Here is a 16,014-nt window from a genome sequence, read left to right as displayed (position 1 = left end):
ATATGACCTATCGAAAGAGCGTGTTCAAGATGCTAATTACAAAAGAGATTTAGAGATCGCCAGATTGAAACGATCTCAGTGAATCACACAAATAAACTGTTCAGCGGCTTGAAATCTAAGTATTCGGGCTAGTGTAATTCGGCTCATACAAATACTTGCCAATTATTTCGGTATGGTTCCAGCGAACGCCAGTTAATTCCTGGAAACTTAGGATCATCAAGGTACTTTGCCAAGTCACCAGTTGCACTAGATAGTGTTGATCCTAGAACAATAAAATAGTCCACCTCTTTATCAGGCTTATTCAAGATAACGAAGACATAAACGATATTTTCGCCTATAGCGGATCGCCGTATTGGAAAATAGTTCTTTGTTCTAAGAGATTTAACCTGAACGGCATACGTCTGTCCCGACTCTTCACTATGAGCAAATATGTCTATTGATTTAGCATTGCCAAATGTAATCGAGGTTTGAAAATTTCTTTTTAATAGTTCGCCAGCAACAAAAAACTCTCCTGCTAGCCCTGTCATCTGACCATCGACTCTTTTTTTCTTTTTTATTTCAGTCATTTTGGAATAATCATCTCTATATATTGGTAGCTCAATTACATTGATTCCAATCCCTCAGAAACTTGCTCTAAGGCGCTCGCAATCATCTTTTGCAGTTCGCTCACCTGCTTGCTCAAAGTTTCGGCCGTATCTTCCTCGATTTCACTTTCAAAGTGTAGGCTAGCTATGGCCTTAAGTATTTTGCCTCGCTGAAGGTCTATCATCGCTAAACCAGTGGCAAGGATATGTTTTTGGGTGTGGGAAAAACTACTAGTAGATTGCGGTAAACTTGATATTAACAGTCGAACTTCTATGTTCCAGGTACAGCATATATCTAAGTCGTCAAACGACCTTATTTGTATCAGCTGGGGTGTCAAAGCAACAATTTCATTAATCCTTGGAGTTATCAGTAACATGAAATTTTGCCTGTCTCGTTCTACAGCTTCCTGCTTGAATCTTTGCTCTCGCCTTTTTTCCAACTCCATTTCCAGTCCTAAACTTTTCAAACGACTGGCCTCAGCTTGCTCATTTGCTTGTGCTTGGTGAGTGTTATTTTGTGCTTGCAAATACACAGTCATTACGAGACCCAGTATGGAAACACTTGTCAAAACAGGACCAACTACTCCGCCGAAGAAACTACCAAAATGTGCCCATGTTTCTGAGCTCCCATCAAAACCCAGCCCAAGTCCTTTGGACCAAAGAGCCAATGGAACTAACATAACTAAAAATACAATTACAGCAATAATGACTAAGCCATACTTGGCAGATGATTTCATAGACAATATCCTTATAAAATTTTAACTTGAAAAATACTATTCATTTTTCAAAGAGAGATTTGGTCTTCGCCAAGGCCCTCGCAAAAATACTTTCCTCAGCAGGCCTTTTATCCCAGTCTTTATCTATCGTTAGTCTCATGGATGGGGAATTAATGTCAGAAACCACTAGCTCTTCTATGGATACCTCCGCCCATTCACCATTCTTATATTGAAGGATACTAGTGTTATATTTATTGTCTTCTTGCTGCAGCATATATCAAGTCTCAGTGTATTTTATAAATACCACCAAATTTAACGCCTAACTGCAGAAAAGTTAACTACAAGATGTTTTGAAATGTTTTGTTTTTGAGTGAAATATTTTTACAAACATAAAAATGGTGACTCTTATCGGTGAGTTTGCAAACTGACGAACATTGTTAGTACATCAAGTAGTACCAAAAGAAGTACAAAAGTTTAAACATACCAAATTAATTTATATTTATTATTAAGTTACCAAACAAGTTAAGATGACCCCAGCCCACCAATAAAGAAACCCTGTGCTGACAAGCACGGGGTTTTTTATTGCGTGGAATTTGGGCAATAAAAAAGCTCCTTAAATAAGGAGCTTGAATGAGGTTGGGAACCAGAATTGACCTAGCTGATAAATCCTACTTCCCTGTAAGAAGCTGCGCATCCACCTATTTGCCCATCAGTCTAATAACCATCGCCCCGTGAATGCACAGGTGCAGGATTCCCTTTTACTTGACACCTAGGCCATCACAACTGTTTTCAGTTAGATAGTCGTATGCCGCTTTCGCCTGAACGAGGCCGTGACCATATTTATAGTCGTAGCCCTCATCACCTAGGTCTTTCGCTGAAGCAGTTAAGGCGCTGCGAATCTCATAGTTGTTACACTGTGGGAAGTAGCTCCACACCAAGGCTGCTACACCAGCAACGTGCGGGCTCGCCATTGAGGTTCCACTCATGTAAGCATATAAATCCTGCGTGTTGCCCGGAATAAGATTTCTAGCAACCGTAGAGACAACATCTACACCCGGCGCAGCCAATTCAACTTGAGAAGTACGCTGTGAAAACTCCGCATGCTCCATTTGAGAATCAACCGCTGCAACTGACACTACACCGTCATAGGATGCTGGGTAGCTATGCGTAGCATTACCATCGTTACCTGCGGCGGCTATCAACAATACGCCTTGCTTTTCCAAACGGGAGTATGCGCGTTCTTCCACCTTGGTCGAAAAGGCACCTCCGAGACTCATGTTTACCACCTTTGAACCCGCATCGGCACAATCATTTACCGCACCCGCTAAGTCTGACGCATACACAAAATTACCGTCGTCATTAAATACACGGGCGATGTGCAATTCTGGCATTCCTGAACCAATAACACCCGTTAGAGAATTTGCCCCGGTACCGTCTAATGCTGCGATAGTACCGGCAACATGTGTGCCATGCCCATGGCCGTCTTGATACCAAGGACCTGCTCCCTCGCTGTCACCGTCAACAGTAGATGATGGAAGGTCGCCATGGCCTAAGTCATAACCCGTGTCGACGATACAGACCTTTATGCCGCCCATATACTTCAACTGATCAGCCTGAACCATTGGCAAGCCATAAGGCACATAATCTTCAAAGTTTGCTGGTTCAGCGTCAATTTCCATTTGCGGTATTGCAAAACGCTTAGCGTCAACTTCCGCAGATTTAAGGGCTTTGTTGTCTTTGATTTGTGCGTATACATCTGCATTGATAGTAGCCGCGAATGAGTTGTCACTGTCCAATAGGCGTACTACAGAACCACCCGCGCGCTCGATAGCAGAAATGAGCTCTGCTTTGGAGCCATTGTGGTATTCAAATACAACGCGAATATCTTTTTGCTGCGCTGCTTGTGAATCATTAATAAGTTCAGCATTGGCCGAAAAAGCAGTAGCGACTAATACAGCAATTAAACTTTTATTTTTCATCTTGATGCTCCTTATTCTGACTCTGTTTCTTTGTTTTTATCTGGGCAACTATGCGTTTGAATGTTGCCATTCATAGTGCCGTGATTTAAGTAGCCTTCATAAGGGCCATTATCCAATTTCATTGCCGTAACAATACCGTGGAAGTTTCCTTTACCAGTACCCGTGTCGATGAAGCATGCAAAACCGGTTCCTTCACCCGGTGCTTGTGGATTCTTTGAATCATAAGTAAATTGCGCTTCATATTGGTTTTCACAATTACACTCTGCCGCCTCGGGATCGCCTGCACCAAGATCCAGTGTGCAATAACCAAAATCATCAACTTTTGCGTTAAAGCTCACCCCACCCATATGTTCGAAATCAATGGCTGAATGGTCTTGATAGTTCACACGACCTGACGCTTCTTCACCACAGCTTTCAACATTGAAAGTGAATACTGCATTTTTGTCACCGCCAGCCGAAGCCATGGTGCCGCCACCTGTCATTTTATGCTCACCGACCAGACTACAACCCGTTGACAATGTACCGGCCAACAGAGCCATTGTGATTACCTTTAGATTTTTTTGGACCATCGAGTCCCCCTATTTGGATCTTATTTTATGATTCTCTATGCATGAGTTTTATAACTTCAACATCTGTTTATTGTTTGATGCCAAAGCTCATGCGACCTCAGTAAAAATAAGGAGCTTAATCATTTAGTTAGGGCCCCAAACCCTTACTGTGTGGGATCAGTGTACGGGTTTACAAAAAATTAAAGTATTGAACATATAACCCAATCTTCTGCGTCTCGGGACTTAAGTCATTTGACTCAAATAAGTGCAATAAAAGAAGTAATTAGTTGAATTTTATAAATTATTTGTAAATTACAAGGAGGTGCATAGCGGAGCAGCCGCACTAAATATGAAGGCGGAAGACAGTATGTACATTCAGAGGAGGTTATTGATTAATGAGCTGCTGATATTTGACAGTGGCTTGAGTGCGGTTCTCCACTTCCAGCAACTTAAATATTGTATAAGCATGTGAACGAACTGTTTTTTCGGAAATATTGAGCTGATTGGCGATCGCTTTGTTACTAAGACCCGAGGCAATCAAAGCCATCACTTTTTGCTGTTGTCGAGTGAAAATGGCTAAACTAGCAGGCGCGGAATGCGACGCTAGTATTTTCTCTATATCGGCTTGGTCCTCTGCCAAATATTTGGCAATCAATTTTACGATATCTGTGTCTATTTCTGTTTTTGATACAAACTCGGAGGCACCTGCTTTTAGGCACTCATTCATGCTCTGAAAGTCATCGTGCGCACTGATGATAATTAGAGGCAATGCGGGGTAGTGCTCCGTTATATACTTAGCTCCCTCTACACCAACACACCCGGGCATTGATAAGTCTACGATAGCTAAATCAAGGTCTTCTTCTTTTTCACTTAAGAGACGAAATAGTTGCTGATAACTATTAGCGCTGTGAATAACAACATTTGACCATATCGCTTTTATTTTTTGCTCTAGCGCGAAAACAAAAAGGGGGTGGTCATCTGCAATTACAACCTGAAAACGACTCATTGCTTTAAACCTCTGATTAAAAGTTGTTCTAGCTTTTTACACTTTATGGGTTTTTTCATAAAGAAAACGCCACTGTTTTTGCTCAACCTTGCTTTAGCTTGAAGGTTACCGGAAACATACACAAGCACACCATGCTCTGCCAGCTTTTGCCGATATTCTTCGAGATAATCTATACCATCTTTTGGTTGCGCTAAATCAACATCTGAGATGATCGCCCAAAACTGTGTGCCATCAGTTGCGAGTAACTCGTCAGCACATGTAAAGCAATGAACCTCATAATTCATCGCTCTTAAGGTGTTTGCAAGCCAATTTAATTGTTGCGGGTCATCCTCAACGAGTGCCAGCTTTATCGGTGCCGATTGCTGTGTCTGGTCTGAAATATCTGCCGGTTTGGCTGTTTTAAGCACTATTTCAAAAATGGCGCCATGGGGGTTAGCGTTGCTATAGCTCAAGGGAATGTTTAACAGCTCGGCAATCTTACTGACCACCGAGAGCCCCAGCCCACTGCCGGTATATGAATGAGTTCCTCTGGAAAATGGCGCTATGTTATCGAGACAGATGCCTTCGGGTAAGCCTGGACCATTGTCTTTAACGAGAATATGACAACTATCACCCGAACATTCAGCAACTATACCTACCTCTCCATTCTCTGGTGTGTTTTTAATGGCATTGTCCACCAGGTTATTTATGAGTCTGAGCAGTAAATGACCGTCTGTTTGAATAAATTGACCCTTAGGTGCGCTGACTTTAAAGGACAAGTTTCTGGATTTACACAGGGGTGAAAACATATTCTCAACGGATTTTAAAATGGGGTCCAAGGCAACTTGTGCTTTTACGGGCTCGATGATCCCCGCATCAAGCTTTGAAAGCTGCGCAATATTTTCCGTAAGCTGGTCCAAGCTATCTACAACACTACCCAGATGGGCACTACTGTGCGTCGCACTCGCCCCCGTCGGTGAGCCCCTGAAAACATTGAGCTTCAATAAACTCACTAAATTTTTAATATCATGACTAGCGCCCGTAATGAAGCGCGCCTTATCCTGTTGTTCCTTTATTCGCAGCCGCTGCTTCTGTTCTAATTCTTCGGTTGTTTGCTTTATTTGATATTGCAGCTCTTTGGTGTAAGCGTCTTGTAAGGCTTTTTGCTTCTCCAGATACTTTAGTCGCTCCAATTTACTGCGCATGACCAGGCTATACACCCAAATTACAAATGCCGTGAAAATCAAGGTATAGATTATTATTGCAGGCGGTTGCAGCCACACTGGCGGCTTAACTTTAAATTGAAACTTAAGAGTGTTACTGAGCATGCCGTTTTCTAAGCGAGCACGAACAAATAGTTGGTAAGTACCTGATGACAAGGAAGGTAAAGTAACCAAGGTTTCCTCTTGCCTGGTCCACTCACCCTCTTGGGTGTTTAACGAATACTCGATGACGGTATTGTCATTGAGAGACATAAAACTCAATGCTGTTTTAAATGCCAACATATCGGGCGCGGTAAATTGCTGCTCTTCGCCATAGATAGTGAATGGTTTGCCATCGACCTTTGAACTCACCCAACTCAAGTGCGGCCCTGGCCTGAGTGCCAGCTTATCGTGAAATACCGTCACCCCATTAAAGCCAACATTCACAGTGCTGTTGTTTATCTTTGTGCAAGCAAATTGAAAGCTTTCGCGGTGGCTCAAGCCGTCATCCATGATTAAATAGTCTTGTAGAGAAAGGCTGTTATCAAATATCGCCACGCCATTATTAGTCGAAACTATCCAGCCCTCTTGCATATAAGGCGCCATACACAGTGTCACTTTATTAATCAGTAAATGATTGTCTTCAATTTCCACTTCTTGAAAACCATCCTTAGTTGGCTCGATACGAGATAAACCCTGACCCAAAGTCAGCAGTACAAGGGCATTATCAATCTGCTCTATGCCAGTTAACATTTTCTCACTGGCTATGGTCTGCCAACCTTCAGGTGCCTGTTCATCATCCCAATTAGCTATCAGTAACCCATCGTTGAACGTCGCGACAAAGAGTGTGTCGTCCTTTACACTAACACTATAAGCAAGCTCTGCTGCAAGTGGAGTTCGCCATTGAATGAAATACTGTTCAGCCCGTTTCCTCATAAAAACCAGCTCATCGAGATACAGAAGCACCAGGTCGCCTGAGGCCAGTTCGTATACATCCGATAAAGGCGTTTTTTCTCCCTCTAGCTCTGGCATTAGCGACCCCAAGCCAAGCCATTGACCGTTTGAGTGGTATAAGCTCCCGGAACGATAAGAGTTTAAAAAGACCCTGTTAGCAGTATGGATAAAATGGACGGGTTCAAAACCCTCGGGGTAATTGCGCCGTTCGAGTAGGGTAAGCTCCCCCCGCTCTTCTTTAAAATAAAGTAGCGTGGAAGACCCAGCTAACACCAGACGTTGTTGTTCATCTTCTTGAGTCACGGCGGCCGACAAGGGCTCTTCGCCAAACCTAGTCTCAAAATCAGCATAGCTTGAAATGGCCTCATAACTTGAAGGCAAAAGGTAAAGCCCATCCATAGAACCTATAAGTAAATCACCATTGTCGCCGATCAACAAACGATGATAGTGAAGACGCTTGGTAAACAGGTTTTTCTGATTGTCTGTCGTTAATAGGCTTACATTGTTAAGTTGTGCGTTTACAACGAATAAACCCTCGCTGCTGACTATAAATAATTTGCCATTATCCTCGACAACTCGACCTGCGGATGCGACCTCCCCTTCCTTAGTGACCAGTTTCACCGATTCACATTGAAGCTTGTCGCACCTGTAAATATTGCCTCCCAATGACACAACCCAGAGAAGATTATTACTATCGAGCGTATAACTAATTACCCTGCGCTTATCCGGGACAGGATAAGCGGGTGTTAATGCAAAGGTCTCCGGCTCAACCCAGCTAAACTGATTCTCTGTTTGTATTAAGAGGCGACCATTGATTTCTCTTTGGTTGTTCACTGGGCCAAGTGAATCGGGAGCCTTAACAACACTGAAGCGTGTTGTATCAATCAAAACCAGTTGGTTATCCGCGAGCACTGCTATGTGCTGGTTATCCCATTGAATTAGGCTTCTCAACGTTTGCGCCGGCGGAAGCTGTGGACTTACATCAACGGCTGAAAAATCCACCGTATCCAAACGTTCGATCCCATGGTTTGACAACACCCACAAACCACTCTTGATATCGAATAAGAGCTCATGAATGTAACTGCCCTTTAGCCCTCGCTCCACGTGCGTCGGACCAAAGGCGATAACTTGATTGGCATCAAGCATATTTACGCCGTCTTGCGTTGCTATCCAAAGCCTGGAAAATTGATCAAACTCCATATCTTGTAGCGAGTTGGCGGATAGGCCATCTTCCACATTGAAGGAGGTCGCATTGACGTGGTGTTGACGGTCGGCTTTTAAAGTTAAGGTTGCGTTGGCATTAGAGGCAAACCCCAGGCAAGAACCGAGCACAAAAACAACCAACAATATATTTGGCCTAAAGATATTGAGAGGAACTCTCCCAAACACCAGTTCTCGGTACTGCTCGATGGTTTTCGTCATAGGACTAGCTTAGTAAATAATAATTAAGAGCAACGGTTCCACTGCCACCACCAAACATACAAGCTGATAGCGACAGGGATTAATAAGAATAACAACACAAAACCTGGCGCGAGCCAAGTAATGGGAAAGGAGAGTCTGTGCTTAGCGTTACGCATTTAGGTTTGATTTCCGGCTCACAAATGAATCAAAACAATGCCAACAAGCTCAGTTTTTTATTGGGTGAAAATCAGCTGGAGAGGAGTTTTACTAGACCAAATTTGAACGCAGATTAAACTGCTCAGACAAGTGCATAAATGAAGTTATGTACAGTTGCCTTGTTAAAATAAGGCGACAAATCAGCCATCAGGTCAAACTATTGATGAGTGTAAAACCCGATGGCTCAGTGGTAACTTAAATTGGTGGATATGACATACCCACCGAGATAAAGGCGTTTACCCTTGCCCCTTGCCCTGCTCCTTAATCAGCTGTTTCAGCTCTTGTATTTCCTTGTGCAGGTCTTCTATGGTTGGGGTATTGTCCGCCGCTTCCTTTTCCTGGCGCACCTTGGCGTGTTCGTCTTCCATCACATTGACCACTATGCCTATCACCATGTTTAAAAAGGCAAATGCGGTGAAGAAGATAAACGTCAGGTAGAAAATCCACGACATGGGGTAGACTTCCATGGTTTCGTATTGAATATCGGTCCAGTCTTCGAAGGTCATGATGCGGAATAAAGTCAGCATGGAAATGGCGATGTCACCCCATAAATCCGGGTTAATGTCTTTAAAGATAAAACTGCCGAATGCGGCGTAGATATAGAAGATGATAAACATCAACAGGATCACATAGCCCAACTGCGGCAGAGCCTTGATCAGGGAGTTGATCAACACGCGAAGCTCCGGCACCACAGAGACCATACGCAATACCCGGAACACCCTGACCAGGCGCGCCAACAGGGCCATTTCACTGTCATTGATGGGGATCAGGCTGACGGCAACAACCAGGGTATCGAATATATTCCAGCCTTTTTTAAAGAAGTTCTTCTTGTCTTCATCTGTGATAAAACGGATCGATATTTCGAACAAAAAGAAGACGGTGATAAACACGTCCAATATGTTGGTGAAGGACATGGCTCCATCCGGCAAAGAAAAGGTTTTTGCTCCTATCTCTAAGGCGGAAATAATGATCACCGACACCACGGCCAGCTCAAACAGCTTGTTGTTCTTCAGGTTGTTTAACGAGTATCTTATGTTTTCGTACATGATTAGCTAAATTTAATAAACCAAAAATAGACGCAGTGAGCGCGATTCTATCATTGGAAAACAAAAAGCGTATCGTTAAATTTGTAGTTGGAGCAGATGATTACACCAGGTGTATATGAGGGGCCTTAAGCACATTAGGTCTATCAGCCTAATCCCTTGCAGGGAGCGCGAATTGCGCCGGCCACGAGTGCCAAAGGCATCTATATGACGTTCTCCATTGTCGCCTTACGTTCTTGACTGGTTTCCATGAAAAAGGGAGCGATATCAATTTTATTTCCCCACCTTGGAATCAATATTTATATTGCAAAAAAGCCAATAAACCCCCTTAAATAAAACAGCAAAAATAACCATTGGCTTTATTTATTTTGTAGATATACTCGGCTAAATACCCTGTATGCCTATGGGCATTTATTTGCTAGCTGAGAAAAATGAACAAGAAACCTGACATTACTATTTCTACCTTGGATTTAGATCGCCTTTATGACTTGATTGAGTCCTTGCCTCACAATAGCGCCTCTGGCCTTGAGTTGTTGGAGGAAGAACTAAATCGAGCCAATGCGCTGCCGCCTGAGCAGATGCCACCCAATGTGGTTACCATGAATTCCACGGTTAGGTTTTATGTTGCATCTACGGATAAAGAACTCGAACTGACCTTAGTGTATCCAAAAGATATGGACACCAGCGGTAAAAAAATATCTATTCTTGCGCCGGCAGGCAGTGCCTTAATTGGTTTGGCCGTGGGCGATGAAATTGAGTGGCCTAAGCCCAGTGGCGGCACCCTTAAAGTGAAAATTACCGAGGTGCTGTATCAGCCCGAGCGCGCTGGCGACTTCGTTTCATAAAGTAAGCCCTATTTGGGCTTAAAAAACAGGGGTAATACCGGGCTTGGCTATTTCCCCCATAACTATTTGGACCCTAACTAGGGCATTGCCCCACTTGCCTTTGGTTGCGCAATCTACACTTTTGTGCGCCGCTGCTGCGCCTCCACCAGCATTAATTCGGCCTTGGCACCGAGGTAAACATAAATCCCCAAGCCGATTAATAAGCCGATAACACTGAGCATCATCAATAACGCGGGAATGGTAAATTCGCCTTTCCCTAACGAGGCTTTAAACATGGTGAGCAATGCCTCGATGGACACGGCTATCAATATCGTCGAGATAAACCGGGTAATGGTGCGTCGAGTTGAACTATGTCGGAAGATATCCTTATGCATTAAGATTTCTTCTTCTAAAATGGTTTTGCCAAGGTCAAATATCGACAGGGCTAAGGTGATAAAGATAATAATTCCGAACGGCCTTAGCGGATCGCTCACATTATTAAGGTTGGCCAGTAAATCTACTATGTCTAGGCCAACGTTATAAACCAAGACTAAAACCAGGGTAAATAGGCTCACCACAATCACACTGTATCCGACTTTAAATGCGCCACTGAAGCGGCCGCGAGAGCGATCCCCCATGATATATTCAATAAGCTTAACCAGGTTAACATCGACAACTGCGTAACCTTGCTTATGCTCTGCCAGGGTGCAACTTGTTAATACAGAGACACACAAATTGCCCGATGCCAAAGAGATATAGGGCTCGGTCATCACTACGGCGGATTGATTGTCCGCAATGGCAATAAAGTAAGGCCTGCTGGCACGATTGACGCCCCTGCCCGGGGCAATATGGCCATCGGCTTGAATATTAGCACTGAGCTGCATGCCTTGGGCATTTAGCACATACACCAACTCGGCAAAACCATAACACCGGCATACCTGTGCCACCGCTTTATTCACATTACCCGGCCAATCGCTCTGGGCAACCAGCGAATGTATTAGTGATTCCAATAAGGGCACCACATCGGCGTAATGTTCTCGATATCGCTCGATCGCGCTTAAGTAACTCATCGCCATACTCAATCCTCGCTGCAATTGCTTACAATTTCTGCACGCAGGTTTGATGCCACATTAAATTAAGCCGGCATATCATATAATTACGTATTAAAACCCTGTTTATTTGGATTATGGATGTACTAAAACGGGGCGAAATCACTAAGTCCGTGCCCTGCTTCGGTGCGAGCTGTAAAAAACATTCATTCTCTATTTAAGTTCTTGTTCTATAATGAACCCATTACTTAAACAATAAAGGGAAATGTAAATGAAACAGCTAGTTGCCGTAATCACCTTAATCGCCAGCGCCTTAGTACTGAGTGCCTGTGAAGATGCTAAAACCAGCAGCGAAAAAGCTAAAGAAAGTGCCGCAGAGGCCAAAGAGGAAGTGGTAGCCGCCTGGGACAGCGCCGTTGATGAAGTAAAAGAAGCCGCCAACAACTTGCAAGAAGAGTCCTTCTCTGAAAAAGTTGATGAATTGATGGCTGAAACCAAGGCTCTTGCTTCAGCTGCCAGCGATGAAGGCAAAACTCAGTTCAGCCAGCTAATGGCCGACTCAAAAGAGTTAGCACAAAAAGCCTGGGATGAGTCAAAAGAAGGTGCCGGCGAGCTATCGGATGAAACCAAAAACCAGATTGATGCGCTGATTGAGAAAATCCGCGAAACACGTGAAGAGCTTGAAGCGAATCAATAAGCGTTAACGACTCAATTGTGATGTTACCAAACCCGACGAAAGTCGGGTTTTTATTTGCGCAAAACTTGGGCTCGCCCTAGCCCTGCTTTTGAATATATTCCAGCGCCGTCATTTTATGATAAGTGACGTCAGGATGGATAATATGCGCGGGTTCTGGGTCAACCACCTCAATGGGAATTGTTAAACTGCGCGCCACCTCCAGTGCCATCTGGGTAATATTGACACTAAAAGAGGTGCCCATAAATACTATACGATCCGCCGCCAGCATGCGCCGCTGCGCCTCATCTATGCCATACAGGTCGGTATAAAACTCATCAAACAGCAACACAAAGGGCTTAAATGAGCGATAAAGCATGGGCCCCTGCTCGGGAATGGCAAATATCTCTAACAACGACTGGCTAAGGCGCGACTCATCCACCTGCTCCCAAGGGGTAATATGCTTTTCGACTGGCTCACCCTGTTCATGAAATTCGGTCATCAAATCCAGGCGACCATGAATGGCGATGTAGTCCTGGTTGCCGGCCTTGCCATCGAGGCCATCGATATTTTGGGTGATTAGATTCTTATCCGCCAGCCAGTGATGCACCTCGTTCGGACCATGATCACGATAACTGGCAAATCTGTGGTAATACCAGGCGAGGAATTCATCCGGGCGCGTTTGATACATGTGCCGCGTCGCCATTTCCATGGGCGTATAATTCTTACTGCCGATGCGCCAGTAACCGTCTTCACCGCGAAAGGTGGGAATACCGCTGGCGGCACTGACGCCGGCCCCGGTGATATAAAGTGTGTTGCTCATAGCTGTGGACAATAGGGTGTCATGCCATTAGCTTGCCCCAAGCGCCGTGGGCGAGCAAGTTTAATTACCCGCCACGCTGATTTGGCCCAGGCCATGGCAAAGCCTACACCTTTACCATGGGCAGATTTACCCGCACCACCAGCCCGCCTTGGGGCTGATTATGCAAACTGATATCGCCATGATGGGCTTCACAAATTTCACGGCACAAGGCCAGACCTAGACCACTGCCGCTGCTTTTGGTGGAATAAAATGGCACCAGGGCGCTGGCCATCACTGTCTCGGTCATGCCCTTGCCCTTATCGCCGACACAAATTAACTGCTGTCCATGGCTTTCCACGCTCAGCCACACATCCTCGGCGGCACCACCGGCTTCATGGGCATTTTTTAGCAAGTTGATCAGTAACTGCTGAATTTGCGTCTCGTCGCCATAACCGAACTCTGCCAATTCTCCCTTCACCTTAAACTGCCATTGCTGTGATAATCCTTGAATTAACTCGACCCATCTAAATTTACTCAGTTGCGGCTGCGGCAATTTTGCAAACTTGCCATAGCCTTGCACAAACTCGCTCAGACGGGCGATGCGCTCGTCTATGGTGTTAAACACCCGCTCAAGACGCTCATCATCACTGCGCTGGGCGATTAAGCGCCCGGAGTGCAACATGGAGGAAATCGGCGCCAAGGAGTTATTCAGCTCATGGCTGATAATACGTATCACCTTCTTCCATACCTGCACCTCCTGACGGGATATTTCCCGAGTCATGGGTTTAAGAATAAAGAGATTATGGGGCTGGTTATTTAATAAAAATTCACCGGTGGCCAGATGCCAGGTTTGCCTTTGTTGCTGCTCCTGCTCTACGCTAAACAGGCCCTCACCGCCGCGTTGCAGAGCCTCAGCAATGGCCTTGGGCATGCCACAAAAAAGATTCGAGAGCGTTTCCCCTTCCACCTTAGTACCGGCAAATAGCAAACCGCGAGCACTGTGATTGGTATACACAATTTGTCCTTTCGAATTTACCAACAGCAAAGCCTGCGGCGAGTTATGCAAGACCTTGTCGAGCATCAGCTCTCGTTGATAGATCCACTGGCGCTCTTGATGCAGCTTGTTGGCGGTTTCATTGTACAGGGCGCATAAATCCCCCAGCTCATTATTGCCCTGATAGGCCAAGGTGGTGGAGAAATCCCCGTCTTTAAAATTTAACAGCCCCGACTCAACCGCCTGCAAGCCTTTGGCAACGGGCGATACCACCAGGGTTACAAAGAGCGCCTGAACTACACCCAAAGCCAGGGCCAGAACCAGCCCCTGCATAAGGTTAAATACGTCAAATAAGACGCCGATGGTGACAAGCAGGCAGATAAACAGGCTCATCCACAGACTGAGCTGCCAAATAAGCCGACCCGCCCCTTTGGGAAATATAATCATCAGTAATCAATACCAAACTTTTGCATGCGTCGATACAGGGCCTGACGCGATAAACCAAACTCCCGAGCGACCTTAGCGACGACCCCCTGGTGAGCGCGCATGGCCGCTTCAATTTCGTGCTTTTCCGGCTCATGCTTGGCCTGGTGATTCTCACCGACATGATGCAGGGCAAAGTCTTCAGCCTGCAACTCGCCTTCGGGTTTGAGCACGCCAATGCGCTTACAGGCATTTTCCAGCTCACGCACATTGCCGGGCCAGCAGTGCTGGCGCAACATGGCTTCGGCGTGGGGGCTTAATTCCCGTCCCGGTAAAAAATGCCCAATGAGGGCGGCAATATCGTCCTTGCGCTGCGCCAAAGGAGGGATGCTGAGTTCGATAACATTAAGACGATAATACAGGTCCTCGCGAAAGCGCCCCTGCTGGATATCACCGAGCAAATCGGCGTTAGTGGCGGAGATCACCCGCACATTCACCTTGCGGGTTTGGGTTGAGCCCACACGTTCAAATTCGCCGGTTTGCAGCACCCGCAACAGCTTCACCTGACCATCGAGCGGCAGGTTGCCAATTTCATCCAAAAACAAGGTGCCACCATCGGCGGCTTCGAAACGACCGATTCGGGTTTGCTTGGCACCGGTGAAGGCCCCCGCTTCGGCTCCAAAGAGCTCGGCCTCAATCAAATCCGCGGGCAAGGCTCCGGCATTAACCTTGATAAAGGGCTTGGCTTTAAGGGGGGAATTACGGTGAACAATCTCGGCGATGCCTTCTTTACCACTGCCGTTGGCACCTGTGATAAGCACGGGCACATCCGAGCGCGCTACCTGCAAGGCCATGTCCACCACTCTATGCATGGCGGCGCTGGCAAAGACCTGGCCGGCCAAATCGGCACCTTCCTGGACCTGGGTGCGCTCTTGTGCCTGGCGTTTAAAGGTGGCATTTTCACTGGCCGCCTCGCCCAACGCCACCAGATTATCTATGGTGGTGAGCAGCTTTTGGTCATCCCAGGGCTTGCTCAGGTAATCGGCGGCTCCGGCCTTAACCAGCTCCACCGCGGTGCTGAGCTCGGTCCAGGCGGTGATAAGGACAATGGGCAGATGCGGGTTAATGTCGCGCAAGTCGTAAAATAACTTTTTGCCTTCCTCACCCGAGGTGGTATCGGCGCTGAAATTCATATCCTGAAGCACCAGCGCGATACGCTGATAGCGCACAATATGTAACGCCTCAGCGGGCGTTTCACAGGTCACGGCGTGGTAGTCATGCAGCTCGAGGAGCAGCGACAAGGCGTCTAACACCGCCGGGTTATCGTCAACTATCAGTATCTTTTTCATATTATCCTGAGGGTCTGTTTATCTTTGCGGTTTACTTTATGTTCAATCTAAACGCATTCTGATCACGACGCTCGTTATGATGCATAGTCACTCTATGTACATGGCGAGCAACACAGAGCAGGATGCGTTTAGATGAACCCGTAGGGCAGCGCTTGTAGCGCATTTCTACTGTGTTGTTACATGTTTATGTAGAATAACTACACCACACATGTACCGCCTTGTATAAATACACTACAAACTGCTGCAGAAACAAACAACAAAGGTCAACAGAC

13 protein-coding genes are annotated in these 16,014 nt (G+C 45.8%); 2 read left to right on the top strand and 11 right to left on the bottom strand.

Annotation, left to right across the window (positions count from 1 at the left end):
• Positions 1–143: 143 nt before the first annotated feature.
• From C2M17_RS12520 to C2M17_RS12485, 7 genes are all read right to left on the bottom strand, one after another.
• The gene (locus C2M17_RS12520) at positions 144–566 is read right to left on the bottom strand and encodes a hypothetical protein (RefSeq protein WP_105201088.1); all 423 of its coding nucleotides are present in this window, start codon (positions 564–566) and stop codon (positions 144–146) included.
• A gap of 35 nt (positions 567–601) precedes the next feature.
• Positions 602–1,321 carry a hypothetical protein gene (locus tag C2M17_RS12515; protein WP_105201087.1) on the bottom strand — a complete coding sequence of 240 codons (720 nt, stop codon included), beginning with the start codon at positions 1,319–1,321 and terminating at the stop codon, positions 602–604.
• A 737-nt stretch (positions 1,322–2,058) separates the two neighbouring features.
• The gene (locus tag C2M17_RS12505; protein ID WP_105201085.1) at positions 2,059–3,279 is read right to left on the bottom strand and encodes a S8 family peptidase; all 1,221 of its coding nucleotides are present in this window, start codon (positions 3,277–3,279) and stop codon (positions 2,059–2,061) included.
• Between the two features lie 11 nt (positions 3,280–3,290).
• The gene (locus tag C2M17_RS12500; RefSeq protein ID WP_105201084.1) at positions 3,291–3,848 is read right to left on the bottom strand and encodes a hypothetical protein; all 558 of its coding nucleotides are present in this window, start codon (positions 3,846–3,848) and stop codon (positions 3,291–3,293) included.
• 364 nt (positions 3,849–4,212) lie between these two features.
• Positions 4,213–4,833 (bottom strand): response regulator transcription factor, encoded by a 621-nt coding sequence (locus C2M17_RS12495; protein WP_105201083.1) that lies wholly within the window; start codon positions 4,831–4,833, stop codon positions 4,213–4,215.
• On the bottom strand, positions 4,830–8,390 hold the full coding sequence (locus C2M17_RS12490) for an ATP-binding protein (RefSeq protein WP_105201082.1): 3,561 nt from the start codon (positions 8,388–8,390) through the stop codon (positions 4,830–4,832). Before C2M17_RS12490 ends, C2M17_RS12495 begins: the two co-directional genes overlap by 4 nt.
• Before the next feature lie 431 nt (positions 8,391–8,821).
• Positions 8,822–9,631: an ion transporter gene (locus C2M17_RS12485; RefSeq protein ID WP_105201081.1), complete on the bottom strand. Its 810-nt coding sequence runs from the start codon at positions 9,629–9,631 to the stop codon at positions 8,822–8,824.
• A gap of 428 nt (positions 9,632–10,059) precedes the next feature.
• Between C2M17_RS12485 and rnk the strand changes: the two genes are divergently transcribed.
• Positions 10,060–10,473: a nucleoside diphosphate kinase regulator gene (rnk, locus tag C2M17_RS12480; protein WP_105201080.1), complete on the top strand. Its 414-nt coding sequence runs from the start codon at positions 10,060–10,062 to the stop codon at positions 10,471–10,473.
• Positions 10,474–10,586: 113 nt separating this feature from the next.
• On the opposite strand, the gene C2M17_RS12475 is transcribed toward rnk, so the two are convergent.
• Positions 10,587–11,522, bottom strand: a complete 936-nt coding sequence (locus C2M17_RS12475) for a general glycosylation pathway protein (RefSeq protein WP_442792605.1) — start codon at positions 11,520–11,522, stop codon at positions 10,587–10,589.
• A gap of 250 nt (positions 11,523–11,772) precedes the next feature.
• Between C2M17_RS12475 and C2M17_RS12470 the strand changes: the two genes are divergently transcribed.
• Positions 11,773–12,198 (top strand): hypothetical protein, encoded by a 426-nt coding sequence (locus tag C2M17_RS12470; RefSeq protein ID WP_105201078.1) that lies wholly within the window; start codon positions 11,773–11,775, stop codon positions 12,196–12,198.
• A gap of 76 nt (positions 12,199–12,274) precedes the next feature.
• Here the strand turns inward: C2M17_RS12470 and C2M17_RS12465 are convergent, their stop codons facing one another.
• The 3 genes from C2M17_RS12465 to C2M17_RS12455 form a co-directional block, all read right to left on the bottom strand.
• Positions 12,275–12,997, bottom strand: coding sequence for an SIR2 family NAD-dependent protein deacylase (locus tag C2M17_RS12465; RefSeq protein WP_105201077.1), 723 nt, complete (start codon positions 12,995–12,997; stop codon positions 12,275–12,277).
• 103 nt (positions 12,998–13,100) lie between these two features.
• Positions 13,101–14,417, bottom strand: a complete 1,317-nt coding sequence (locus tag C2M17_RS12460; RefSeq protein ID WP_233997988.1) for a sensor histidine kinase — start codon at positions 14,415–14,417, stop codon at positions 13,101–13,103.
• Positions 14,417–15,742 (bottom strand): sigma-54-dependent transcriptional regulator, encoded by a 1,326-nt coding sequence (locus C2M17_RS12455; RefSeq protein ID WP_105201076.1) that lies wholly within the window; start codon positions 15,740–15,742, stop codon positions 14,417–14,419. The genes C2M17_RS12460 and C2M17_RS12455 overlap by 1 nt, the downstream gene beginning before the upstream one ends.
• Positions 15,743–16,014: the final 272 nt, after the last annotated feature.

The sequence above is a fragment of the Pseudoalteromonas sp. T1lg10 genome, assembly GCF_002964545.1.
Taxonomy (GTDB): domain Bacteria; phylum Pseudomonadota; class Gammaproteobacteria; order Enterobacterales; family Alteromonadaceae; genus Pseudoalteromonas.
Note: the sequence above shows the minus strand (reverse complement) of the source record. Positions and strands in the feature narration are given on the sequence as shown.